This is a genomic window from Arthrobacter sp. D5-1 (assembly GCF_017357425.1).
In the GTDB taxonomy this organism is placed as follows: Bacteria; Actinomycetota; Actinomycetes; order Actinomycetales; family Micrococcaceae; genus Arthrobacter.
On the sequence record NZ_CP014571.1, the window covers coordinates 828,639 to 851,193 of the forward strand.

The window sequence follows — 22,555 nt, forward strand, 5'->3', positions numbered from 1 at the left end:
CGTCCTAGAGTTCGTGCTCCATGACGAAGTCGTGTTCCACCGCGGTCCCGAGTGTGAAGGACTTGGTGCCGACGCGCTGGAACCCGCTCTTCTCGTAGAAACGGATGGCTTTGGCATTCTCGCTGTTGACACCCAGCCACACCCCTGATGCGCCCTTATCCGCCGCATCAGCCAGGGAAGCTTTGATGAGTTGTGATGCGGCGCCCTTGCCGTGGTGGTCGGGGTGGACGTAGCACTTGCTCAGCTCCGTGGAGGGGAGGGCGGACAGCACAGAGGCGACGTCAGGGTCGGTGGCCGGCTTGGCGATGAGCATGGTGTACCCCAGGAGCTGCCCGTCGTCGTCGAGCACCATGATGGTGATGTTGGCGTCGGCGAGGTAATCCTCGAAGTTGGCCTCGCTGAGCGTCTTTTCGAGGTGGGCTTGGATATCAGCCGGTGACGACCCCGGCGGGCACGCCAGCGGGAAGGTGGCGGCCGCAAGCTCAGCCAGCTTCCCGGCGTCGTGCGTTGTTGCGGTGCGGATGGTTTCAGTCACGTGGCCCCCTTGGAAGTTTCTTGGACAGCTAATGCCCCTAAGAACGAATCTTAGGGGCATTGGCTGTACGAAAACTCCTAGTCGGCTTTGACCGCCAGCACCGGGCAGTCCGCCTCCAGCAGGATCCGTTGGGAAACGCTGCCCATGATGAGCTTGCCTACGGGGCTGCGGCGGCGAAGGCCGATGACAATAAGGGCGGCGTCGTTTTCGTCGGCGGCGTCCAGGACTTCGGCAGCGGCATCGTGACCACGGATCGGCTGCTTGATGATGTGCTGGATGCCCTGTTCGGCCAGACGCTCCTCGATGCTCTGGATGTCCGGTTCCTGGGCGTACCGGTTGTCCACCAAGGCGTCGCCCTTGGACGAGTTGATGACCAGGAGGGTGTCGTTGCTCTTCTTGGCCTCGGCGATGGCCTGCGTCAGTGCTGCTTCGCCTTCTGGTGTGGGGACGTATCCCACCACGATGGTCATGGTTTCTCCTGTTTCTGGTGGGTCGGGGTGGTTGACTCGGTGGGAGCTGCCGCCTCCGGTTCTGCGGGAGTCGCCTGCCCGGACGGTCCTGCGGGAGCTACTGGACGGTTGCGGCGGATGAGCTTGAAGATGAATGGCCACACCAAGATGATTGCCACGATGATGTAGACCACGATTGCAATCGGTTCGCTGAAGAGGCCTGCGGGGTCGCCGGCGCTCAGCTGCAACGTCTTACGAAGCTGCCCTTCGATGCGCGGCCCGAGGATGACGCCCAGGATCAGCGGCAGGACCGGAAGCCCGAAGCGCCGCATCATGAAGCCAAGTGCGCCAAGTACCAGCAGGATCACAAGATCGAAGGCCTGCAGGTTGACCGAGTAGGCGCCCAAGGTGGCGAAGAACAGGATGCCTGCATAGAGGTAGGGGCGGGGAAGCTGCAGAAGCTTGGCCCAGACGGGTGCCAAGGGCAGGTTGATGAGCAGGAGCAGGAAGTTGCCAATGAAGAGGCTGGCGATCAATGCCCACACCAAGGGGCCTTGGCTGGAGAACAGCTGCGGGCCGGGCTGGATGCCGTAGGACGTGAACGCGGCGAGCATGACGGCGGCTGTTGCGTTGGTGGGGAGGCCGAGTGCGAGCAGCGGCGTCATGGTTCCGGCGGCGGCAGCATTGTTGGCCGCCTCGGGTCCTGCCACGCCTTCGATGGCGCCCTTGCCGAATTCTTCCGGGTGCTTGCTGAGCCGCTTCTCCGTGACGTAGGAGAGGAACGTGGGGATTTCCGCGCCGCCAGCCGGAAGCGCTCCGAAGGGGAATCCGAAAGCCGTGCCGCGAAGCCAGGGCTTCCAGGAACGTCCCCAGTCCTTCTTGCCCATCCACGGACGGCCAACGGGAATGACATGGAGAGGAGTGCGGCGCAGGTGGGCAGCAACCCAGAGGGCTTCACCCACGGCGAAGATTGCGACGGCCACCACCACGATGTCCAGGCCGTCCACCAGCAAGGGCTGGCCGAAGGTCAGGCGGCGTTGGCCGGTCACCGAATCGATGCCCACCAGGCCAATGGCCAGGCCAAGGGCAAGCGACGCGAAACCGCGGAGCCTGGAAGAGCCCAGGACCGCGGTGACGGCCAGCAGCGCGAGGACCATGATGGCGAAGTAGCTCGGAGCGCCCAAACTCACGGCGAACTGCACCACAATGGGCGCGAACACTGCCAGCAGTGCGGTGCCGATGGTACCGGCGATGAACGAACCGATGGCCGCGGTGGCAAGCGCCTGCGCGGCCCTGCCCGCCTTGGCCATTTTGTTGCCTTCGATGGCCGTCACTACTGACGACGATTCACCCGGTGTGTTCAGGAGGATGGAGGTGGTGGAACCGCCGAACATGCCGCCATAGTAGATGCCGGCGAACATGATGAAGGCGCTGGTGGGTTCCAAGGCAGCGGTCACCGGAAGCAGCAGTGCCACGGTCATGGCCGGGCCCAGCCCGGGAAGAACGCCGACGGCGGTACCCAGGAGCACGCCGATCACGGCGAACAAGAGGTTCATGGGGGTCAGGGCGGTGGCGAAACCGTCCATCAAGGAGGACCAGACGTCCATTAGAGGATTCCTTCCAGGAGCCCGGCAGGAAGGGCGATGCCCAAACCGAGGTAGAAGCCGTAGAAGGTCAGCAGTGACAATGCGACGGAGATGAGGCCGTCCCGGATGTAGCGGCGGCTGCCAAGTGCCAGCACGCTGCCCCAGAAGAGGACCGTTCCCGAGATAACCCACCCGGCCCAGTCGATGAGCAGGATGTTCAGGATGAAAGCTCCGGCCAGCGGGAGGACGGTCTTCCAATCGGCGGGGTGTGCCAGGTCAACGTCTTCGCCGCCTTCGGCTTCGCCCTTGCCGCCGCGGAGGACGTTGATGGCAAGGAGGATGGCGCAGATGATCAGCAGCCCGGAAACAATGAACGGAACAGTCTTCGGACCCACGGGGTCCGACTGGGAGTACGGGGTCACCAGGCCGTTCGCGTCCAGGAAGACCAGGACGCCCACCGCGCCGAGCAGGAGGGCTACCCCCAGCTCGGCGCGGCCTTTAAGGCCTGTGGCTGTGGAGCTCACGCCAACCCGAGCTTGGTGAGGACATCCGCAACGCGCTTGTCCTGGTCCGTCAGGAAGGTCTGGAACTCGTCACCGGTGACAAAAGCGTCCGTCCAGCTGTGGGTCTTCAGGGCTTCCTTCCAACCGGCAGATTCGTGCATCTTCTCGAGGGCGGCGATCAAGGATTTCTTGTCGTCCTCGCTGATGCCCGGAGGGGCCACAATGCCGCGCCAGTTGGTGAAGACCAAGTCAATGTTGGACTCTTTCAACGTGGGAGCATCCACGCCCTCCAAACGGTTCTCGCCACTGGTGGCAAGGACGCGGATCTCGCCGGACTTGATCTGCTGGAGGTACTCGCCTGCGCCGGAAGCGGCGAAACCAAGCTTGTTGCCGAGGATGGCGGGCAAAAGGTCGCCACCGCCGTCGTACGACACAAAGTTGACCTTGGTAGCGTCGATGCCAACAGCGCCCGCCAACTGCATCGGCAGGAGGTGGTCCGGGCCGCCAGGCGAGGAGCCGCCGCCAACCGAGATGGAAGCCGGGTTGGCCTTCCAGGCCTTCACCAGATCATCAATGGTCTTGTACGGGGAGTCCTTGCCCACCATGATGGCGCCGGGTTCTTCGATCAGCTTTGCCAACGGGGTGGTCTCGGTCAGCTTCGACTCGGACTTGTTGGTGTAGCTGGCTCCCACAACGCCCAGGCCCATGAGCATGGTGAGGTCACCGTTGCCCTTTTCATTGACGATGCGGGCCAAGCCAACTGTTCCGCCGGCGCCGGCAAGGTTGAATACCTCGGTGTTGGTGGAGATCTTCTCGTCGTCCAGTACCTTGGCGGCTGCCCGGGCGGTGGTGTCGTAGCCGCCACCGGGAGTGTTGGGGACCATGATCTGGAGACCGGTGATGGGCCCCGCGGCAGCGCCGGAGCTTTCAGAACCTGTGGACTTACCTGTGGCACCGCAGCCGGTGGCCATCAGGGCGATGCCGGCGGCGACGGCGGCGACTCGCAATGCGCGGATCTGGCGCATGGTGTTCCTCTTCTCATCATTGAAAATACGGTGCAGGGCGATCAGCGTTATGCCCCGTTCCTTTGATGCTAGGCGTGTACGTGACGACGATCACTCTTGTGTTCGCAGTGATCTTTAAGTTCATTGCGTTCACGGTTTTTGGCCGTTTGATCTGGCCTTACGTACCGCTGGGGTATAGTTCCGGTACGCCACGGGGGAAGCTGCAATCCACCCTCCCGCTCACTGGCACCACCAAAGGAACCCAGCAGTGACTCGACTGTCTCGAAGAAGAGGAATGTCCCTGGCGGGGCAGTACCTTGTGCTGCAGTTGCTCATTGTCCTGGCTGTTCTTGTGGCGGTGGTGGCCATTTCACTCGCCCAATCCGCTGCTGTTTTCGAACGGACAGAGGGGCGTCGGGCACTGTCCGCTGCCGAGGCTTTGGGCAACAACCCCACCGTGCGCGCGTTGCTGCCCACAGCCGAACCCCGCGCCGGTTCCGCACTTCCCGCCGTGGCCGAATCCGTCCGCACCGTGTCGGGATCTTCCCACGTGGCCCTCGCCAAGCTGGACGGTACGGTGGTGGCCTCGTCCGATCCCAGCCTGGTAGGACAATCGCTGCCCCTCGGTGAAAGCAGGGTCATGGAGGGCCGGGCGTGGACCGGCGTCCTGCCGACCGGTGGAGGGGCCGTACTTTCCGCCCATGTCCCCGTCCTGGATGACGCCGGAATCATGATCGGCGTAGCTTCCGTCAGCAGGAACTACCCCTCCACCATCGAGCGCCTGGGCGATGCCGTGCCCAACCTCCTCACCTACCTGGGTGTTGCCAGCGTCCTGGGCGTCGCCGGATCCCTCCTGTTGTCACGCCGCGTCAAACGGCAAACCCTTGGCATGGAACCGCGGGAGATCACGGGACTGGTTGAAAACAGGGAAGCGATGCTGCAGGGCCTGAAGGAAGGGGTGGTGGCCCTGGATCCCCATGAGCGCATCACGGTGGCCAACCAGAGTGCCCGCCAACTCCTTGGACTGCCCGCGGACTGTGTGGGAAAGAAGCTGCGATCCCTCCACGTCGACCCGGCCTTGAAGATCGTCCTGACCCGTGAACAGTCCGACCCCGACCAGCTGGTGCTCGTGGGGGAGCGGCTGGTGGTCATGAACCGCGTGGCACTGCGCTCGCGCGGCCGCGACATCGGTTCGGTGACAACGCTGAGAGACCGGACCGAGTTGTCCTCTTTGGAGAGCGAACTCGGCGCCACCCGCACCGTCACTGACACCCTAAGAGCTCAAGCGCACGAGTTCGCCAACCAGCTCCACGTCATCTCCGGGCTCATCCAGATCGGCGAATACGACTCCGTGGTCCAGTTCGTCAACGGCGCCACCGTGGACCGCACCCGGCTCAATGACGACGTCACCAGCCGGATCGAGGACCCTGCGCTCGCCGCCCTCCTGATCGCCAAAGCCAGTCTTGCCACCGAACGGGGCGTGGAACTGCAACTGGATCCGGACTCTGCGCTGCCACGCGTCAAAGAGGAACTGTCGCGCGACCTCACCACCGTGGTGGGCAACCTGGTGGACAACGCGTTCGACGCCGTCACTGGCCGCACCGGGGCTTCGGTCCGCGTGTTGGTGGTCAACTCGCCGGACGGTGTCACGGTTACCGTCCGGGACAACGGACCGGGTGTTCCCTCCGGCTCCGCGGAAGACATCTTTCGTCAGGGCTTTTCCACCAAGGACCCGGGGCCCGGTGATGCGAGGGGATTTGGCTTGGCGCTGTCGCGGGTGATCTGCCGGCGGTCGGGAGGGGACCTCACTGTGTCCAACGACAACGGAGCCGTGTTCACAGCGCGGTTCGGAAAGCACGAACCAGATTCAAGCGAAGGGGCAGCGAAGCCGTGATCAAGGTACTGATTGTTGACGACGACTTCATGGTGGCCAAGGTGCACGCCGGATTCATTCAACGGACCCCAGGGTTCGGGGTGGTGGGCGTGGCGCATACGGGTGCCCAGGCCTTGGCGGAGACGCAAAGGCTCCAGCCCGACCTTGTGTTGTTGGACATCCATCTTCCCGACATCAATGGCTTGGACCTCATGCACCAGCTGCGGGACGTCGCTCCCGACCTGGACGTGCTGGTGATCAGCGCGGCCCGCGAAGTGGAGACCGTGCGGAAGGCCTTGCGTGGCGGGATTGTGCACTACCTCATCAAGCCGTTCTCCCAAGCTGACCTGCAGGAACGGCTGGAGCACTACCTCAGTGCTTACCAAGGGCTGGATGCTTCGAAACAGGAGGCCGAACAGTCAGACGTCAATCGGGTCTTTGGCCTGGGTGTTTCCGAGCGGACGCTGCCCAAAGGGTGCAGCGTGGAGACCCTCGAATTGGTTGAGTCCGCGCTGAAGTCGGCCCCGGGTGACCTTTCCGCTGCTGAGCTTGCCGAGCAACTGGGGACCTCACGCGTCAGCGCCCGCCGTTACCTTGAGTACCTCCACGACGAGGGGGCGCTGGACGTCCGACTCAAGTACGGCGTCGGACGTCCTGAAAGGCGATATGTGCTGAAGGGGCGGTGAGGCCACACCAGCCCTGGCCGTTCCGCAGCGCCTTTCGGACGCGGGAGGTCGTCGTCAGTTCCCACCGGACAGTGCAGCTGCGGTACGTTCAGCCCTGCCCGCTGGGTGGTGGGTTTCCCTGCCGTCGGCATGTACGAGCGTGTATTGAATCGGGCTGTTTACGGTGACTGCGCTGCCGCTCAGCGTGATCTCGATGCTCCCGTACGGGGTGGGTGTGCTGGCTTCCAGGCGGTCCACGGTTCCATAGGCGGGAGAGATCTTCGCGCGGGTGAAGCCCGGTTCGGCCGGGGCTACTCCAGCGATGTGTTGGATAAGGTCGCGTGTGGGTGTTGAGCTCCAGCCGTGTGCCGGCGTTCCCCAGCCCCAGCACTCACCGAAGGTGTCCCATCCGTCCTGGAGGAACGTCGACCAGCGGCGGATGCTGCTGAGTATGAGGTCGGGCCGTTGAGCTTTGGCGTATGCGTCGTGGACGAGGAAGGATGCGAATGGCTGGGCTACTACTGTCTCGCTTTCAGTGTTCCAATCAACGAGGCGGTCTCCTTTGATTTGGCGGGCTATTTTCTCCTCGTCGTACGTGCCGTTGCCGCCGATCCAGGATCTGGTGACCTGACGGACTGGGTTGCTTATCCAGTCAATGACCCGGGAAATCCGGTGTGCAGGGGCAAGGCCGCTGGTGATGGGGGCTCCGGAGATTTGGGATGCCGCGGGCTGAGGCGTCCCGTCGACTATGTGGTCGATGTAGGTCCCGCGTCTTTCGTCCCAGAAGATCTCGTAGCCTGTGCGGACTTTGACGTACAAAGCCTTTGCCCATGAGGCATCGCCGGCGTTGCCAAGAAATTCTGCGATGTCTGCGTATTCGAGCAGTCCCGCTGCCCAGAAAGCGGTATCTATGGAGCTTTCACCGTTGAGGAAGATGCTTGACCAGTCAGTCAGGGTCCATTCGGGCAAGTTGGCCAGTAGCCCGCCGTCTGTCAGGTAGGGTACGAACCATTCCAGAATGCGGCGGGCGGTGGGAGCAGCTGCTGTCAGCGTGTCGCGGTCGGCGGTGTAGCGGAAGATATTGTGCAGGCCGTGGACCCAATAGAGGGACCACTCCGGGATCGTGAATCCTTGGCTGTGTTCAAGGTCCCCCACAACGCTCATCGGGAGAATGCCGTCCGGGCGGGGCGAGTTGGCGAGTTCGATGTACCAGTGGGGCAGTCGCCAGTCCTCGGAGGTGGTGAGGTTTACCATCTGGTGTACCACTGCGTCGCCGACCCATGAACGTTGTTCCCTGGTGGGGCAGTCAACGTAGGCATCCAATGAGTTGAGTGCCACGGTACGGATGCCCGCCAAGTAGAGCTTGTCCAGTTCGGCGTCACTGGATCGGAAGTACGAGGTGCCTGTTCGCTGTGACAGGTACTCGCGGACCCGGAGATTGCTGAGCCGGACCGTGCCTGCGTGGGGAACAGTGATGATCATGCTGATCCAGCGGAGGCCGTTGATTTCCTGGGCAACGAAAGTATCGTCCCTGCCCCTCGCGATGTATCTGGCGCCGGTCCTTGGCGCATGGTGTCCGGCGGTTTCGGGAGTGGTGTCGGGCGCTTCACGGTAAAGGATGTCGATGGTCGTTCCGGCAGGCGCTTCCAGCGAGAAGGCCGTGTGTCCGGCAACGATGCGGCCGAAGTCGAAGGAGATGGCCCGGGTTACCGGGCCGGTCACGTCAAAACCCACGTCACCGGGTTGCACCTCAGCCATCGCGGAAGTCAGGCCGTGCCAGAGGGTCCGGACATTGTCTACGGGGTCTTCTGCCGCAGTTGCCAGGGGTCTGCTGTTGCCCATGGCAGCGGCAACTGGTGCTACTTCGTCGCCGCCGCAGGCGCCGATGGGGCGGGGAAGCAGGGCCCCGAAGGGGTCTGAAGGCGGTCGCGTCGCTCCCAGGCCCGAGAGGTGAACAACCGGCTGGACGTGCGCTGCGCTCCAGGTTCCTCCGGTTCCCTCCTTCCATTCGGGTTCCAGGAGGCGGGCGTCGAAGACCTCGACCGGGACTCCTCCGGCGAAGCCTCTGCGGGGAGGTTCGGACCATGCGGTCGCATGTTGGACTTCCCAGTCCGCGCCGCTCACGAACCAGTCCTGCCCCAGCTGCATCTCTAAAGCCAGGACACCAGTGGAACCGAAGTTCCCGGTGCCTGCTGCTGGTTGCCAGAATGAATTGGCGGCACCGTAGTAGGTAACCAGCACAACCACTTGGTTGCTGCCCTCCTGGAGGAGGGCGGCGACATCGTAGGAGTCGTAGTGCAGCTTTCTTGGCTGGGAGCGGACGGGGCCCCGGCCCGCTTCTTCACCGTTGACGTACAGGACGTAGCGGGAGTCTGCGGTGAGGCGCAGCGGGGCTGTGGTGGGAAGGGTGTCGACGGTCAGGGTTGACCGGTAGAGATGCCGGGAAAAAGGGGCGGTGCGCGCACCCCGCGCCATCCTGTCCTTCGAGGAAGGCACTGGCTTTTGGCCGATCCATTCGCCACGCCACTGACGGGCCCATGGATGGTTTTCCAGCAAGTACTCCGGGGTTCCGGTCAGGGTTGCGGCGGCGGTTCGCGTCACTGGGGTTCTCCTTTTTGGTAACGCCCAGGGCCCGCCTGGTGAAGTTCTCGACCGTGGCGGGCCGTGGGCTTATTGGTACGGATTGGCAGGCGGCTGCTACTTCCGAGGGGTGCTGTAGGCAGCCTCGTCCACAACCGGGTCATCGGCTTCTGCAAGCCCTGCCTTCGGCAGCCGTGAGACCCAGAGCCCGAACCCGCCGGCGATGATGACGAGACCTGAGAGCGCCGCAAGGAGCGCGTTCGGGCTCACGGCGAGCAGGCCTGGGGCGAAGAGGGCGGCCACTGCAGCAATGACGCGGGCGACGGCGACAATGGTTCCCTGCGCGGTGCTCCTGAGCAATGTCGGGAATGATTCCTGGGTCCATACCTTGAGGATTCCTTCGAACGCGAAGGCGAGCCCGATGGTTCCGAAGGCGTATCCGAAGGCCAACGTCCAGACGGTCACGCCCAAGGTCGCCGGGATGGCGAATTGGAGCGCGGCGAAGAGGATACCCAGAATGAACAACCGGATACGGTGCGGGCCATCAACAAGTCGAATGAAAAGGATGGCAAATGCGATGCTCACGAAAAGCAGTGCAAGCGAGATCGCCGAAGCTGTTTGTACGTTGGTTCCAGCGACGGTGACATACATGTAGATGCCAAACTGGCCTTTCGTGTTGGCCGCAATGTTGAACGTTGAGTAGAACAGCGTCAGGGCGATCAGTGAACTGAAGAGGGGCTTCTTGAAGAGCTGGCGGAAGGCCGCCGGGGCCTTCCCTGTGACGCCGGTATGGGCTTTCAGATCGTCCCGCGCTGTGATCCATTGCCGGGACTCCGGGATCCGGAGCCGGAACAACAGCACGATAACAGCCATGAGAACGATGTGTGCATAGAGAAGACGTGCGCCTGTTTCGCCGAGGCCGCCAACAAACAAGCCCATGGTTTGGGCTGCAATCAAGCCCAAATACCAGAAGACCTGGCTGAACGCGACAAGCTTCCCGCGGGCGCCCTGGGGAGCGATCTCAGCTATCAGGGCCAGTGACACGGGCAGGTCCGCGCCGGCGGCAAGGCCCAGCAGCACCACTCCGAGATAGAGCAGTTGTTCGCTGGACGCCGTGGCCATGACCGCGGCGCCGATGACTAGCAGAATCATCGTCGCGGTGAATACCCGCCGACGACCAAAGCGGTCCCCGAGAGTGCCGCCGACGATCGATCCCACGGCGATGGAGATCGTCAGCAGAGAGGACAGCAACCCGATCGTCATCGGTGTGAGCCCCAGCGGTCCTTTGAACAAGACCAGAGCCGTTCCGGTGGAGACAATTGCAGCCGCATCCAAATAGGAGGCCATTCCGGCGACTCCAGCCCGGAACCATATTTTGCCCGCTATTGCGGGAGTCTTAGTAGCCATGTACTCGCCTTCGAGTATTAAGGGGATCCACAGGATCCAAAATGGTTTAGTGTATCGGTTCACTGCTACTGCAGCATGAAGCGCTTCGTATGAAGTGTATCGATTCAATTTAGTGGTGACAAGAGTTTTCCGCACCCCTGTTCAAGTGTCCGGCGGTAAGGCTGTGACAAGATTGCGTACGGGCGGTGCGACGGTCACACGCGCGCATGAAGCTTAGGAGTTATATCGATGGGAAGAGTGGCGATCACGGACGTGGCATCGGCCGCCGGCGTATCAAAAACCACTGTGTCCAACTTTTACAACGCTCCGCATAAGCTGTCCGAGCCAGTGAGGGCCCGGGTGGCTGCAGCCATCCAAAGTCTTGGATATGTTCGCAGTGACGCCGCGCGGCAATTGCGCGCAGGGCGCAGTACGGTCATCGGTCACCTGACCATCGACATTGGCAGCATGTGGTTTTCCGAAGTCGCCAACGAAGTGGAGAAACTGGCCGCCGACGCAGGGCTCCACGTCCTGGTCGCCAACACGGCAGGAAACAAGGCGCGCGAGCGACAATATCTTGAGTTGTTTGCAGCCCAGCAAGTCAGGGGTGTCATCGTTGCAGCTCAGGGAGATGTTGACGCTCAACTGGAAAAGCTGCAGGGCTTCGGTATCCCTTTCGTGCTCACCGGTCAAAAATCCGAGTCACCAGCCAGGGCCTCTGTCTCCGTAGACGACCGGGCAGGCGGATACCTCGCGGCAAAGCATTTGATTGACCGCGGAAAAAGACGCATCTGCTTCGTTGGCGGTCCCCTCGACATCCGTCAGATCAACGACCGGTTCCGCGGCGCATCGCAGGCGGTCCGGGAGACTCCGGATGCGTCACTGGAAATCGTCCTGGTCGAGGAACGGACACTCTCGGAGGGCAGAAATGCCGCGCAGGCGCTGCTGAGCCGGACGCAGGAAAGAGTGCCCGACGGGATCTTCGCCGCCAATGACCTCTTGGCGATCGGGTTGCTTGACGGAATACAGCGCGATGGCCGGCTGAAAGTACCCGAAGACATCGCCGTCATAGGTTATGACGATCTGGATATCGGCAGCACCAACTCAGTGCCCGTCAGCACGATCCACACGCCCCCCAGAGCCTACGGCCGCGCCGCCATCAACTTGCTCCTTCAACAGCTCGAGGGCCCTGTCAATGCCGAACAGCGCCACGTGGTCTTTGAGCCCCAGGTCATTGCCCGATCCTCGACATAAAGCACGGATGGGATCGGGAACGGCACGGAATGTGAGGTGCGTCAGGCGCCGAAGGGTTGGCCGTGTTGCCCGTCTCATGGGCCAACCCTCCGGCAAATGATGCCATTACGGGTTAGAACGGGTACCGGCGAGGCGTGTTCTGGATGCTGATCCACTGGTCGGTGGTAAATTCCTCAATGGCCCAGTCGCCATTGAAACGTCCAAGACCCGAGCTCTTTTCGCCGCCGAAGGCTACGTGCGGTTCGTCATTGACGGGTGTGTCATTGACGTGCGTCATTCCGGCTTTAATGCCGCGGGCGAAAACCACGCCGCGTTCAGCGCTGCCGGTAAAGACGGCACTGGACAGACCGAAGTTGCTGTCGTTGGCCAGTTCAAGTGCATGAGCTTCATTCTTGGCGCGGAGAATGCCGACCAAGGGTCCGAAGATCTCTTCCTTGGCAATCTCCATGTCAGGTGTGACCTCGGAGAAGATATGAGGCGGCAGGACGTTGCCTTGCACCTCGCCGTCGACGATAACCCGGGCGCCCTGCTCCCGGGCAGTCCGGATCTTCTCGAGGAGCCCGTCCAACTGTTTGCCGTTAATGACCGGCCCGATCACCGTATTCGGGTCTGCAGGGTTTCCGAATCCCAGTGTCCTGACGTGTGAAGCGAACTTCTCCACGAACTCATCATGGACGTCGTCTTCGACAATGATCCTGTTGATTGCCATGCAGATCTGACCCTGGTGCAGGAATTTCCCCATGGCGGCGGCCCTGACTGCCTGATCGATGTCGGCATCTGCCAACACCACGAACGGGCTGTTGCCCCCAAGTTCCAGGGCTACGTGTTTGAGGTGTTCGCTGCTGGACGCCAAACGCGCGACGTTTTGTCCTACCGGTGTGGAACCCGTGAACGAAATGAATGACGGGACTGGGTGTTCCACAAAGGCGTCTCCGATTTCCGAACCTGCTCCTACGACGACGCTGAGTGCGCCCGGCGGGAGTCCGGCTTCCTCGAACACTTTTGCCAGGATCAGCCCGCCAGTAGCAGGTGTATCACTGGCAGGCTTGATGACCACACTGTTTCCCAGGGCCAAGGCCGGGGCGATGGAACGCTGCGTCAAATGCAGGGGAAAGTTCCACGGACTGATGACCCCAACGACGCCCAAGGGCCGGCGATAGACCCGGTTCTCTTTGCCTGCCGTGTTCGACTCAAGAATCTTTCCGTGCACACGGTGCGGGAAAGAGGCGGATTCAACGGTTATGCCAATCGCCGCGCCCAACTCGATGTTGGCCTTCAGGACGGTGCTCCCGGACTCCGCGATGAGCCAGGAAACAATTTCCTCGCGCCGTTCCTCCATGATCCGGGCTGCTTTCAACATGACTTGCTGGCGAACTGCCGGACTCGTTGCGGCCCAGCTGCGCCCCGCTTCCTCGGCCGTCACGTATGCGTCATTAAGGTCGGCTTTATCGGCCTGTTGAATGGTGAGGAGTGTTTCGCCGGTGAAGGGATCCGTCACCTGCAGTTGCCGTGACGAGTTGCCGTCACGCCACGTGCCGCCGATGTACTGTTGGCCGGTGATCCAAACGTCTGTGGTGGTTTCCGCGATGTGCGTTGTCATGGTGTTCTCCTGATGATGGTGGTGGTTGATGGTTTAGTGGTTGGTTGACGTGTTGGTGACTGCAAGCTGTTGAACTTCCTTGCTGCGTGATTCCGTTCCGTCCTTCTTTGGCTTGAGGACCAGCAGCACTGCCACGATCGCCAGGAGGCCAGGTGCTGCAAATGCCATGAAATTCTGTGTTTGCGGAAGCTCCATCGCCAGGAGGTTTCCTCCGAGCACCGGTCCTGCAATGGCCCCGAGCCTTCCGATGGCAGAGCACCAGCTGACCCCCGTGGAGCGCATCGCAGCCGGGTAGAAGTCTGCGGCGAACGAATGGATCACGGCCAGGGTCCCCACAGTGGTTGCTCCGGCCAGCAGGAGCAGCGCGTTCAGGAGGATGGGTGCGGGATGCAGGCCCAGGGCCACCAGCGAGACTACTGCCAAGCCGAAGAAGGCGACAAGGACTTTCCTGTTCCCGAAACGGTCGCCCAACCATCCTCCGAGAAGCGCGCCCGCTGTGGCGCCGATGTTCAGGACAACAAGGAATTGCAGGCTGGACCCCAGATCATATCCGCCGGCGATCATGATCTTCGGCAACCAGGTGTTCAGGCCGTAGACCATGAGCAGGCACATCGCGAAGGCGATCCAGATCATGGGAGTGCCCAGGGCGCGGCCTGAATGGAAAAGACTGGCGACCGTTACAGCACGCAGCCCGGCTTCACGTCCGGCAGTCCAAGTAACAAGGGAAAGATCAGCGCCGGGACGGGCCCGGTGGATGAGCTTGCGGGCGGCGGCCTGCTGGCCACGGCTCGTGAGGAATTCCAGCGATTCCGGCATCTGCGAGTACAGGAACGGGAGCGCCAGCAGTGAGATTCCGCTGACGAAGAAGACTGCATGCCAGCTGAGCAGCGGCAGAATCCAGATGGCAACCAGGGTTGCCGCGATCGACCCCACCGAGTACATACTGAGCATGATCGTGGTCATGGTGTGCCGCTTGGCCGCGGGTGCCAGTTCATTCATCAAGGAAACAATGTTGGGAATGACGCCGCCCAGGAATACTCCCGTGGCGAACCTGAGGATCCCGAACATTTCCGGGCCTGTTGAGAACCCCGTGAGAACGGCAGCGATGGAAAACAGCAGTGTTCCGTGAAGGATGACAGGTCGCCGGCCGATGCGGTCTGCGAGCGAACCCAGGAACACTGCACCGCACATCATGCCTACCAGTGCCGCGCTGCCCAGCCAACCTGCTTGGTCGGGCGCCAAGTTCCATTCCTTCATCAGAGTTGGCAGAACTGATCCGTAGACGATCAGGTCGTAGCCATCGAAGAACATGATGAAGGAGCAACATGCCAGCAGGACCACGTGAAATTTGCTGAGGGGAGCTCCAGCCATGACGGAGCTGGGAGTGGATTGCGTCATTGCGATTCCTATCCGTGCTGTGAATTTTGAGATCGGCGGGCCGCCGGTCAGGGAGCGCCCGCCGTCGAGGCCTCCGGCCGGAAAAGATCCTGCGAAGTGATCAGCCGCCGACCACCCGCGCATCGATGAGAACCGGCCCCGTTGCGGCGAGTGCGCGCTTGTACGCGAGCTGGAACTCCTCGCGTGTCCGGGTTTTCTGAGCCGGTACACCGTAGCCTTCGGCGATGGATACGAAGTCGATCCCTCCCAGTTCGAGGCCGGGGACCGAGGGAACTCCCATCCGCTGGGCAAACGCAGCCAAAGCACCGTACCCACCGTTGTTGATAATCACGAAGATGGTCCGAGTCTGCCGTTGTGCTGCCGTGTAGAGGGCTGTGATTCCGTAGTTGGCGGAGCCATCTCCTACCGTGGCAACCACCGTCTTATCGGCGTCGCCTATCGCCATGCCCACAGCTACCGGGAGACCGAACCCCAAACCGCCTGAAGCCGGGAAATGGTAGCCTCCGGGCCGCTCAATGACGATGCGCTCGAGGTATTCCAAGTCCAAGGTGGTGGTTTCATTGACGTAAACCACGCTGTCCGTCACACAGTCGTTCAGTACCTCAAGAATCTCGGTTCCGGTCATGCCATCGGGCGAAGTCTTGGCCGCTGAGGGGATCCGCTTCGGTTTGTCGGTGGCAAGTGAATTGCCGCGGGTTGAGGAGGCCAGACGACGAATTGCGCTGGCAACGTCTGTAACAATGGCTCGACCGTACGGCGCGCGCGTCGCTTCACGGGTGTCCTGCGTGAGTTGCACTACTTCCGTACCTTCTGTCAGGTAGTTCCCTGGCTCCCATCGGTGGTACCGAAAAACTGCGGAACCAATAACCAGCACGACATCGTGTCCGGACAAGTGTTCACGCACCGATGAGATCCCCGGTACCAGGACGCCAGAGAAATTCGGGTGGGTGGTGGGGAACGGACAGCGGGACGGTGAAGGTGCGACATAGACCGATGCGTTGAGGTTCTCGGCCAGAGCAACAATGTTGGTGAAGACGGATTCGTCACGCACGGCTGCGGCATCGACCTGCGGCCCGAGAACCAAAGCCACACTCTTGGCGTCCTTGATGAGAGCTGTTAGTTCTTGCTCCAGTGAGTCGGGCAGTTCGCCCGCATAGGAAACTGAGCGGTCCGCCAGCAGCGAGTCATCGTGCAGGGCGGGTTCCGCCCAGTCGTCCAGTGGCACTGAGAGGTAGACGGGTCCACTGGGTTGGGTAGTCGTCTCAAGAATGGCTTGGGAAAGCGTGCGTGGAACATCGGCGGGCGCCAGTGGCTCGTGCGAGTACTTCACGAGGGGCAATGGCAGGCTTGCTGCGTCTGCGCTGGCCAACATCGTTTCCTGCCCGACCGTACGCCGGACTTGCTGCCCCGCCAGGATGACCATGGGGATGTGTCCGTAGCGGGCGTTGGTGAGTGCTCCCATTGCGTTGCCTGTACCCGAGGCAGCATGGAGATTCACCAGCGCAGGCCTTCCGGTCACCCGTGCGTAGCCCTCGGCCATGCCTACTACTACTTGCTCGTGGAGCCCGAGCACGAAGTCGAAATCACTGTCGAGCCCGGCGAGGAAAGGCAGTTCATTTGAACCGGGATTGCCGAAAATGGTGGTCATCCCGTGGGCGCGCAGCACATCCAGGCTCGATTCCAATACGGTCTTGTGGGCGTCCACGGGTCCTCTTTCAATGACGGGAGTTGTTGGGTCATTGGTGAGCTGCGCCTGTTCTCTCCGGCTTGGAGCAGTATTTGGCTAGTCCATATCAGCAGCACCAGCGGCAGTGTGTATCAGTAGCCGCTTTTTAAGGCTAGTGAGACAGATCACCGAGGTCTAATAATGGATTCTTGTGCTAAAGATAGGTCAGGCTTATGTATTGGAGGAATCAGTGGTGGGCGTCCTGAGTGTTGCTATTGCCCACTCCGCGAACCACGCCGACGCCGACGATGCTGCTTGGCTCGCGGTGTGGGCACGCACCGGGGCAGCGAACTCGTCGCCCAGAAGCGGCAGGACATCGAACCCCCATCTGGAGATCCACTCGGAGGTGACGACCTCCGGCACGAACGTCACCAGGTCCCGAACAGCCAGGACTCCGGGGATGGCGGCAAATCCGGACAGATGAACTGAGCCTGCCGGGGCCGGTGGCAACAGGGACTGCATGTAGGAGTGGCCCGCGCTGCCGCGGACGACAATCCTTGGCAGCCCGGTCAGGTCTTCCAACGACGGTGCCGGCTCTGGAAACGTTCCCTTTCTGGCGACGCAGCAGTACCGGTCCCAACGAACGATCGTTGCTTGGAGGTTGCCGTCCAGGAGGGTCGACGAAACGGCCAGGTCCAGCCGCCCCGATGTGAGTTCCTCGCCGGCCGATTCGGTGTCCAGGTCGACGACGTTAAGGCTGCAGCCGGGCGCTTCGGCCGCCAGTCCTGATACCAGAGTCGGAAGGAAAACCGCTTGGCCCAGGTCGGTCAGGGCGATGCGGAACGTTGTCTCCGCCCGTAGGGGATCGAACTTCGATAGCCGGCCCATCGCGTCGTCGACCAAATGTGGAAGTCTGCCGATTTCCTCAAAAAGCTGCAGCCCGGCGCGTGTAGGTACGATGCCACGCCCTTCCTTGCGGAAGAGGTCACAGCCTGCGATTCTGCGGAGTCTGTTGAGGCCTTGCGTGACTGAAGGTTGTGACAAGTTGAGGCGATAGGCTGCGGCCGTGACTGAGCCTTCTTCCATGACAGCCGTAAACACCCGGACAAGGTTCAGATCCATCATGAGGTCAGCCCGCCAGCGGTTGCTTCAGGGACGCCACGACGGTTTGCAGGAACCAAGTGCGCGAGGGCGGGACGGGCATGGCACCGTTCCAGTACAGCGAGACATTGAAGCTGGGCATCGTGAACGGTAGCTCGCGCAGGGTCACGGGCCATTGGGTTGCGAAGAGCTCGGCGACGCGAAGCGGGACGATGGCCGCGTAGTCATTGCTGGCAATGATGTAGGGGAGGACGGAAAAGTGGTGCAGCCGCAGTCCCACCAAGGGCTTCAAGCCCGTTTCTTCCATGTGCTTTTCTACTTGGTAGTGTCCTGCGGTCGGATCAATGGCGACGTGCCGGAGCGCAGCAAATTCATCCAGGCTTAGTTGGGTGGGTGACCCTGCGTAGGTTTCGGGCAGCACACAGACGTAGCGCTCCTGGTAGAGGACTTCGCGATGCTCAGCGCCTTCTATTGGGACGCTGGCAACTGCGGCATCTATTTCACCCTGGAGGAGCCATTGGGACACTGATTCAATCCTCATAGGGACAATTTCGAGGGTTGCGTGGGGAGCTTCTGCCGCGAACCCCTTCAGGATTGGGGAGAGGAACGCTACTTCCCCCAAGTCCGTCAGGCACAGCCGGAACTGCTGCCGGGTGGTCGCCGGGTCGAACACCCGGCCAGCCTCGACGGATGAGTCGATCGCGTGCACAGCAGCCTTGAACGTGGTGAACAATTCAGTCGCCCTGCGGGTTGGCACCATGCCTTCGGCATTCCGGAAGAACAATTGGTCCGCGAGTTGCTTGCGGAGCCTGGCCAGTGCATAACTGACCGAAGGCTGGGTTACTGAAAGCTCTTCGGCGGCCCGGGTGAGGCTGCCGCTTTCGTAGATACTGAGAAAAGTCCGGATCAGCTGCAGGTCCATACCGCTCATTTCCCCATCATAGGGCTGAGCCTGGCTTCACATCCTTGTCTCCCGCTACTTGGTCCCGTGGAGTCGTTCCAACGCCTCAGCCGATGCTGCTGCCACTGATTTTGCGGCGCTGATGAGACCCTCACGCTCTGTGGGATCGATACTTTCGAGCTCAGCTTTGGCCCTTCCGTGACTAAACCTCATTGGCAGAGACACGAAGCTATCAGGCAGTTCATCGAGATCATTCGTCCATGCCGTCGCAGGGTGTAGTTTTCCTTCCCCCATGTCCCTGATGATGCGGGCCACTCCCAGCGGCGTTGTCCAGCCGCTGCTTCGTCCGGGGTTAAGTTCGGACCACCGGGAAAACCAGCCAAGAATGTCCGCAGTCACCCCCTCGTGCTGCGCCGCGTCAAGCCGGGCCCGTTCTCCATCCACCGTGAGGCTGCTGAACAGGGGCACCTGGCCGTTGCCGTGTTCCCCGAGTACCACCCCTTCGACCCGTTCCGGGGCGATGTCCAGCTCGCGGGCGACAGCCGCACGGAAGCGGACGGAGTCATTGAGGCTGTACCCGACAATACGATCGGCGCCTATTTTGGAAAGCTCCCGCAGGGCTAAGGCAAGAACATCTACGGGGTTGGACAGAAGCATGACTGTTCCGTCGGTCCCGGCCAGACGCTCGATGTCCGGGATCAGGCGTTCAAGGAGTCTCAAGTTGTCCAAAAGGAAATCCCGCCTGTCGCCACCAGGGGTTTCCGGAGCAGACGCTGCGACAATGACGAGATCTGCTGTTTCCCCGTTCTCTGGATTCCCGACGACAAGCCTGGTCAGGGAGGTTCCGGCGATTATCTGTGCTTCCGAGATATCGATGGCGTGGGCTTTGAGGACATTGTCACGTAAATCGGTCATGTAGATGGTGTCGGCAAGGCCCTCGACAGCAAGGCGTTCCACCACTCCGGAACCAATAAGTCCACCTGCTCCGATGACCGCTACCGACTGAGGCCACGGCGTTCCGCTTCGGGTTGTCTTCCCGGTTTGTTCATTCATGATTGGACTCCTGTTGTTTGTTTCGCATCAGATGAAGGGCCCGCAATAGGCTGACGACGGGGTGATGGCCCGGTCGTGCAGCCTATTGCGGGGTAGACAGCACGTTTGGCTAGTCCACAACGGCTGCTTCGGAGACGGCCGGCGCTTCTTGCGTGGCCGCGAAGCCCTGGAGGTGACGGGTCCTGATAGCCAACAAGCACCCGAGGGACATTGCCATGAAGACAATGACGTAGGCCGCGATGGCGAGAGAGGTGCCTGTCGCCTGGTGCAGTCCTTCAGCGATCGCCGGGGCGAAGCCACCGCCCAGGATGCCACCCACTGCGTAGGGGAGAGAAGCAGCTGTGTAGCGGATGCGGGGTGGGAAGAGCGTGGCAAAGAGGGAACTCTGGGGGCCGTAAGAGACGCCAAGTCCTATGGCGAGTACGAACACTGCCAGCGCGAAGGCCACCAGGGATCGTGAGTCAATCAGGGCAAACATCGGAACTGCCCAAAGTGCGATGAGGATGTATCCCGCCATCATTGTTGCCCGGGCGCCGAACTTGTCGGCGAGGGCGCCTCCCCAGAACGTGCTGCCGATCCAGACCAGCGAGGCGAACATGAGGATCAGCAGTACCGGACCGGCGTCCATGTTGAGGCCCACAGTTGTGTAGGGCAGGAAATAACCGATAAGGAGCAGCCCGGCAAGGATGTTTGCCATGAAGGCGCCGGCTGCCAGAACCATGTGCCAGCTGTAGCCCTTGAATGCTTCCTTTAGCGGGATCCTCACTTCACTGTGCTCGCGTTTTACTTCAGCGAAAGCGGGAGTCTCTTCGATGGAGGTTCTGATCTTAATGCCGACGAGAACAAGTGCAACGCTGATGAAGAACGGGATACGCCATCCGAAGGTAGTGAACTGTTCCGGAGTGGTGAGCGCTTGGACGAGGAAGAAGCTTCCCGTCGCCAGAACGAAGCCGGCAGGTGTGCCGATCTGGGAGAAGACGCCGTAGAAGCCGCGCTTGTTTTGCGGGGCATATTCGACAGCCATGAGGGCTGCTCCTCCCCATTCCCCACCGGTGCTGAGGCCCTGGACGAAGCGCAGGACGACGAGCAAGACCGGGGCGGCAATTCCAATCTGGTCGTAGGTGGGAAGTACGCCCATCCCAAGGCTGGCGATACCCATGACGGCGAGGGTGCCGATCAGAGTCGCTTTGCGCCCGTAACGGTCACCGAAATGCCCGGCTATGACGCCGCCCAAGGGGCTGGCGATAAAGCTGGCGGCTACGGATCCCAGGGATACGATCAGTGCGTCGGGGCCGAGCGCGCCGAAGTATTGCTGGCTGAAGATCAATCCGGCGGCCGAGATGTAAGCAAAGGACAGGTACCACTCGATAGTGGAGCCTATTCCACTGGCCAAGCGGACATTGCGCAGCTGCGCACGGCTTGGCGGCTGTTGTTGGGGGACCGATGGAGAGCTCATTGGGGTTCCTTAGGAAGAGCGGGGGAGGGGGGAATGTGGTGACGCATTGATGAGTTGGCTGGGTTTGGTGGTGTGGGAAATCAGCGGCTCCAAGGCAGCCGTTACGGCCAGGAGTTGGTCGTCGGTGTTGGGTGGCGACGAGAACTCCAAACCAATAGGGAGGCCAGTTCCATGGCCTCTGCCTACGGGGATTGAGATACCTGGTAGTCCAAGCACACCGCCCAGATCGGTGTGTCGGATAAGAGTGGGGAAAACCTGCACCGGGCGGCCATTGAGTTCCATCAGGTCCTCCTCGGCAATGAGTGGGGCCACGACAGGAACAGTGGGAAAGATCAAGGCTTGCACTCCGGCCGTCTGAAAACGCCGGAGTAGTTCTGCTCTAAGGTGTTCCCGGGTTTCGATGGCCGCGGAGTAGGCTGCGGGAGACACCGAACCAAAGTTGGACAAAACGAGTTTCCGCACATCAGGGCTGGCGATGTCCCGGACCAACTGCTGGAGTGACGGACCGCCTGTACGGACGAGGTAGTCCTCGAGGCTCCTCTCCGCCTCGCCCCAAAGGATGGTTGTCGCTACCGCAGCGGCATCCTCGACGATGTCATCGATCCCGACATCCATGAACTGCACGCCGAGGCCTGCCAGAATCTGCCGGACCTCGTTGAAACCCCTGGCGACGTCCGGATGCAGGTCACGTAGGTGACAAGGGCTGATTCCCAGGCGGATTCCAGCTGTTGCCGGGTTGGCTGAGACAGCGGGGCGTGATGCCAGTACGGAGTCGACGAGGAGTATGTCCTGCATGCTTCGTGTGAGCGGGCCCGCTACGTCCCGTGTTGGACTCAACGAGAGCATCCCGCCAGCCGGGTAGCGGCCGGGAGAGGGGCGGAAGCCGAATACTCCGCAGAGGGCAGCGGGCATTCGAACCGAGCCCCCGGTGTCGGTGCCGATGCCTATCGGTGCCAGTCCCAAAGCCACGGCGCCTGCGGTGCCGCCGCTGCTGCCTCCGCAGATCCTGGCCGGATCCCATGGGTTATGAGGCACGCCTTGGAAGGCATTGTTGGAGGTCGCACCCAACGCGAGTTCGTGCATTGTGTTCTTGGCCGTGATGACTGCCCCGGCAGACACGAGCCGCTCGATGAGCGGAGCGTCGGAAGAAGCCGTATGGCCGGCCAGTGCTGGCGTGCCGCCGGATGTCGGCAAACCCGCGACATCGATGTTGTCCTTCACAACGACCGCGACACCAGCCAGCGGCCCATCACTCAGTATGTCCGGAAGGTTTTCCACAGACGCGCTGAGAGTTCCGTACCCCGCAAGATCCCTGCTTCGTGAACGAAGAATTGAAAGATAATCGCGGGCATCACGCAAACCTGCGCCTGTCGCGGCCACGAGGTCTGAAGCCGTGAGATCCCAGGCGCCTCGTTCCTTGGCAGTGATATCGGCCACTGAATGGGCACGGTCAGGCGTTGTCATGACTATCCTTTTGCTTTAACCCCGCCTTGGGCGAGAGTTGTCTGGAGATGGCGGCGGAACCTGGAGCAGGATGGCTATCTC

18 protein-coding genes are annotated in these 22,555 nt (G+C 61.6%); 3 read left to right on the forward strand and 15 right to left on the reverse strand.

What is annotated here, in order from left to right:
• Positions 1 to 4 precede the first annotated feature (4 nt).
• The 5 genes from AYX22_RS03960 to AYX22_RS03980 all read right to left on the reverse strand — a co-directional run bounded on the left by AYX22_RS03960 (position 5) and on the right by AYX22_RS03980 (position 4,098).
• Positions 5 to 535, reverse strand: a complete 531-nt coding sequence (locus tag AYX22_RS03960; protein WP_207596208.1) for a GNAT family N-acetyltransferase — start codon at positions 533 to 535, stop codon at positions 5 to 7.
• 77 nt (positions 536 to 612) lie between these two features.
• The gene (locus AYX22_RS03965; RefSeq protein ID WP_207596209.1) at positions 613 to 1,005 is read right to left on the reverse strand and encodes a universal stress protein; all 393 of its coding nucleotides are present in this window, start codon (positions 1,003 to 1,005) and stop codon (positions 613 to 615) included.
• Entirely contained in the window at positions 1,002 to 2,591 is a 1,590-nt protein-coding gene (locus tag AYX22_RS03970; protein WP_207596210.1) for a tripartite tricarboxylate transporter permease, read from the reverse strand. Before AYX22_RS03970 ends, AYX22_RS03965 begins: the two co-directional genes overlap by 4 nt.
• Positions 2,591 to 3,094, reverse strand: a complete 504-nt coding sequence (locus tag AYX22_RS03975) for a tripartite tricarboxylate transporter TctB family protein (RefSeq protein WP_207596211.1) — start codon at positions 3,092 to 3,094, stop codon at positions 2,591 to 2,593. The genes AYX22_RS03970 and AYX22_RS03975 overlap by 1 nt, the downstream gene beginning before the upstream one ends.
• Entirely contained in the window at positions 3,091 to 4,098 is a 1,008-nt protein-coding gene (locus AYX22_RS03980) for a tripartite tricarboxylate transporter substrate-binding protein (RefSeq protein ID WP_089593660.1), read from the reverse strand. The genes AYX22_RS03975 and AYX22_RS03980 overlap by 4 nt, the downstream gene beginning before the upstream one ends.
• A gap of 274 nt (positions 4,099 to 4,372) precedes the next feature.
• On the opposite strand from AYX22_RS03980, the gene AYX22_RS03985 reads away from it, so the two are divergent.
• Both AYX22_RS03985 and AYX22_RS03990 read left to right on the forward strand, forming a co-directional pair.
• Complete coding sequence (locus AYX22_RS03985) at positions 4,373 to 5,971, forward strand: sensor histidine kinase (protein WP_207597459.1); 1,599 nt, start codon at positions 4,373 to 4,375, stop codon at positions 5,969 to 5,971.
• A complete protein-coding gene (locus AYX22_RS03990) occupies positions 5,968 to 6,636 on the forward strand; it encodes a response regulator (protein ID WP_207596212.1) in 669 nt (222 codons plus the stop codon). Before AYX22_RS03985 ends, AYX22_RS03990 begins: the two co-directional genes overlap by 4 nt.
• A 54-nt stretch (positions 6,637 to 6,690) precedes the next feature.
• Here the strand turns inward: AYX22_RS03990 and AYX22_RS03995 are convergent, their stop codons facing one another.
• Entirely contained in the window at positions 6,691 to 9,216 is a 2,526-nt protein-coding gene (locus AYX22_RS03995; RefSeq protein WP_207596213.1) for a hypothetical protein, read from the reverse strand.
• A gap of 96 nt (positions 9,217 to 9,312) precedes the next feature.
• On the reverse strand, positions 9,313 to 10,602 hold the full coding sequence (locus tag AYX22_RS04000) for an MFS transporter (protein WP_207596214.1): 1,290 nt from the start codon (positions 10,600 to 10,602) through the stop codon (positions 9,313 to 9,315).
• 228 nt (positions 10,603 to 10,830) lie between these two features.
• Here AYX22_RS04000 and AYX22_RS04005 point away from each other — a divergent pair, with 228 nt between their 5' ends.
• Positions 10,831 to 11,835 (forward strand): LacI family DNA-binding transcriptional regulator, encoded by a 1,005-nt coding sequence (locus AYX22_RS04005; RefSeq protein ID WP_207596215.1) that lies wholly within the window; start codon positions 10,831 to 10,833, stop codon positions 11,833 to 11,835.
• A 112-nt stretch (positions 11,836 to 11,947) separates the two neighbouring features.
• On the opposite strand, the gene AYX22_RS04010 is transcribed toward AYX22_RS04005, so the two are convergent.
• From AYX22_RS04010 to AYX22_RS04045, 8 genes are all read right to left on the reverse strand, one after another.
• Positions 11,948 to 13,435: an aldehyde dehydrogenase family protein gene (locus tag AYX22_RS04010; RefSeq protein ID WP_207596216.1), complete on the reverse strand. Its 1,488-nt coding sequence runs from the start codon at positions 13,433 to 13,435 to the stop codon at positions 11,948 to 11,950.
• 33 nt (positions 13,436 to 13,468) lie between these two features.
• Positions 13,469 to 14,833 carry an aromatic acid/H+ symport family MFS transporter gene (locus AYX22_RS04015; protein ID WP_207596217.1) on the reverse strand — a complete coding sequence of 455 codons (1,365 nt, stop codon included), beginning with the start codon at positions 14,831 to 14,833 and terminating at the stop codon, positions 13,469 to 13,471.
• 100 nt (positions 14,834 to 14,933) lie between these two features.
• Entirely contained in the window at positions 14,934 to 16,538 is a 1,605-nt protein-coding gene (mdlC, locus tag AYX22_RS04020) for a benzoylformate decarboxylase (RefSeq protein ID WP_242703516.1), read from the reverse strand.
• A 192-nt stretch (positions 16,539 to 16,730) separates the two neighbouring features.
• A complete protein-coding gene (locus AYX22_RS04025) occupies positions 16,731 to 17,624 on the reverse strand; it encodes a LysR family transcriptional regulator (RefSeq protein WP_207596218.1) in 894 nt (297 codons plus the stop codon).
• Positions 17,625 to 17,628: 4 nt separating this feature from the next.
• Positions 17,629 to 18,531 (reverse strand): LysR family transcriptional regulator, encoded by a 903-nt coding sequence (locus AYX22_RS04030; RefSeq protein ID WP_207596219.1) that lies wholly within the window; start codon positions 18,529 to 18,531, stop codon positions 17,629 to 17,631.
• Between the two features lie 45 nt (positions 18,532 to 18,576).
• On the reverse strand, positions 18,577 to 19,554 hold the full coding sequence (locus tag AYX22_RS04035) for a hypothetical protein (protein WP_207596220.1): 978 nt from the start codon (positions 19,552 to 19,554) through the stop codon (positions 18,577 to 18,579).
• Between the two features lie 109 nt (positions 19,555 to 19,663).
• The gene (locus tag AYX22_RS04040; protein ID WP_207596221.1) at positions 19,664 to 21,010 is read right to left on the reverse strand and encodes an MFS transporter; all 1,347 of its coding nucleotides are present in this window, start codon (positions 21,008 to 21,010) and stop codon (positions 19,664 to 19,666) included.
• A gap of 9 nt (positions 21,011 to 21,019) precedes the next feature.
• Entirely contained in the window at positions 21,020 to 22,474 is a 1,455-nt protein-coding gene (locus AYX22_RS04045; protein ID WP_207596222.1) for an amidase family protein, read from the reverse strand.
• Between the last annotated feature and the right edge of the window lie 81 nt (positions 22,475 to 22,555).

Coding starts and splice junctions, on each gene's coding strand:
- AYX22_RS03965 (WP_207596209.1), bottom strand. CDS start 1,005: ATGACCATCGTGGTGGGATACGTCCCCACACCAGAAGGCGAAGCAGCA.
- AYX22_RS03970 (WP_207596210.1), bottom strand. CDS start 2,591: ATGGACGTCTGGTCCTCCTTGATGGACGGTTTCGCCACCGCCCTGACC.
- AYX22_RS03980 (WP_089593660.1), bottom strand. CDS start 4,098: ATGCGCCAGATCCGCGCATTGCGAGTCGCCGCCGTCGCCGCCGGCATC.
- AYX22_RS03985 (WP_207597459.1), top strand. CDS start 4,373: ATGTCCCTGGCGGGGCAGTACCTTGTGCTGCAGTTGCTCATTGTCCTG.
- AYX22_RS04000 (WP_207596214.1), bottom strand. CDS start 10,602: ATGGCTACTAAGACTCCCGCAATAGCGGGCAAAATATGGTTCCGGGCT.
- AYX22_RS04005 (WP_207596215.1), top strand. CDS start 10,831: ATGGGAAGAGTGGCGATCACGGACGTGGCATCGGCCGCCGGCGTATCA.
- AYX22_RS04010 (WP_207596216.1), bottom strand. CDS start 13,435: ATGACAACGCACATCGCGGAAACCACCACAGACGTTTGGATCACCGGC.
- AYX22_RS04015 (WP_207596217.1), bottom strand. CDS start 14,833: ATGACGCAATCCACTCCCAGCTCCGTCATGGCTGGAGCTCCCCTCAGC.
- AYX22_RS04025 (WP_207596218.1), bottom strand. CDS start 17,624: ATGATGGATCTGAACCTTGTCCGGGTGTTTACGGCTGTCATGGAAGAA.
- AYX22_RS04030 (WP_207596219.1), bottom strand. CDS start 18,531: ATGAGCGGTATGGACCTGCAGCTGATCCGGACTTTTCTCAGTATCTAC.
- AYX22_RS04035 (WP_207596220.1), bottom strand. CDS start 19,554: ATGAATGAACAAACCGGGAAGACAACCCGAAGCGGAACGCCGTGGCCT.
- AYX22_RS04040 (WP_207596221.1), bottom strand. CDS start 21,010: ATGAGCTCTCCATCGGTCCCCCAACAACAGCCGCCAAGCCGTGCGCAG.
- AYX22_RS04045 (WP_207596222.1), bottom strand. CDS start 22,474: ATGACAACGCCTGACCGTGCCCATTCAGTGGCCGATATCACTGCCAAG.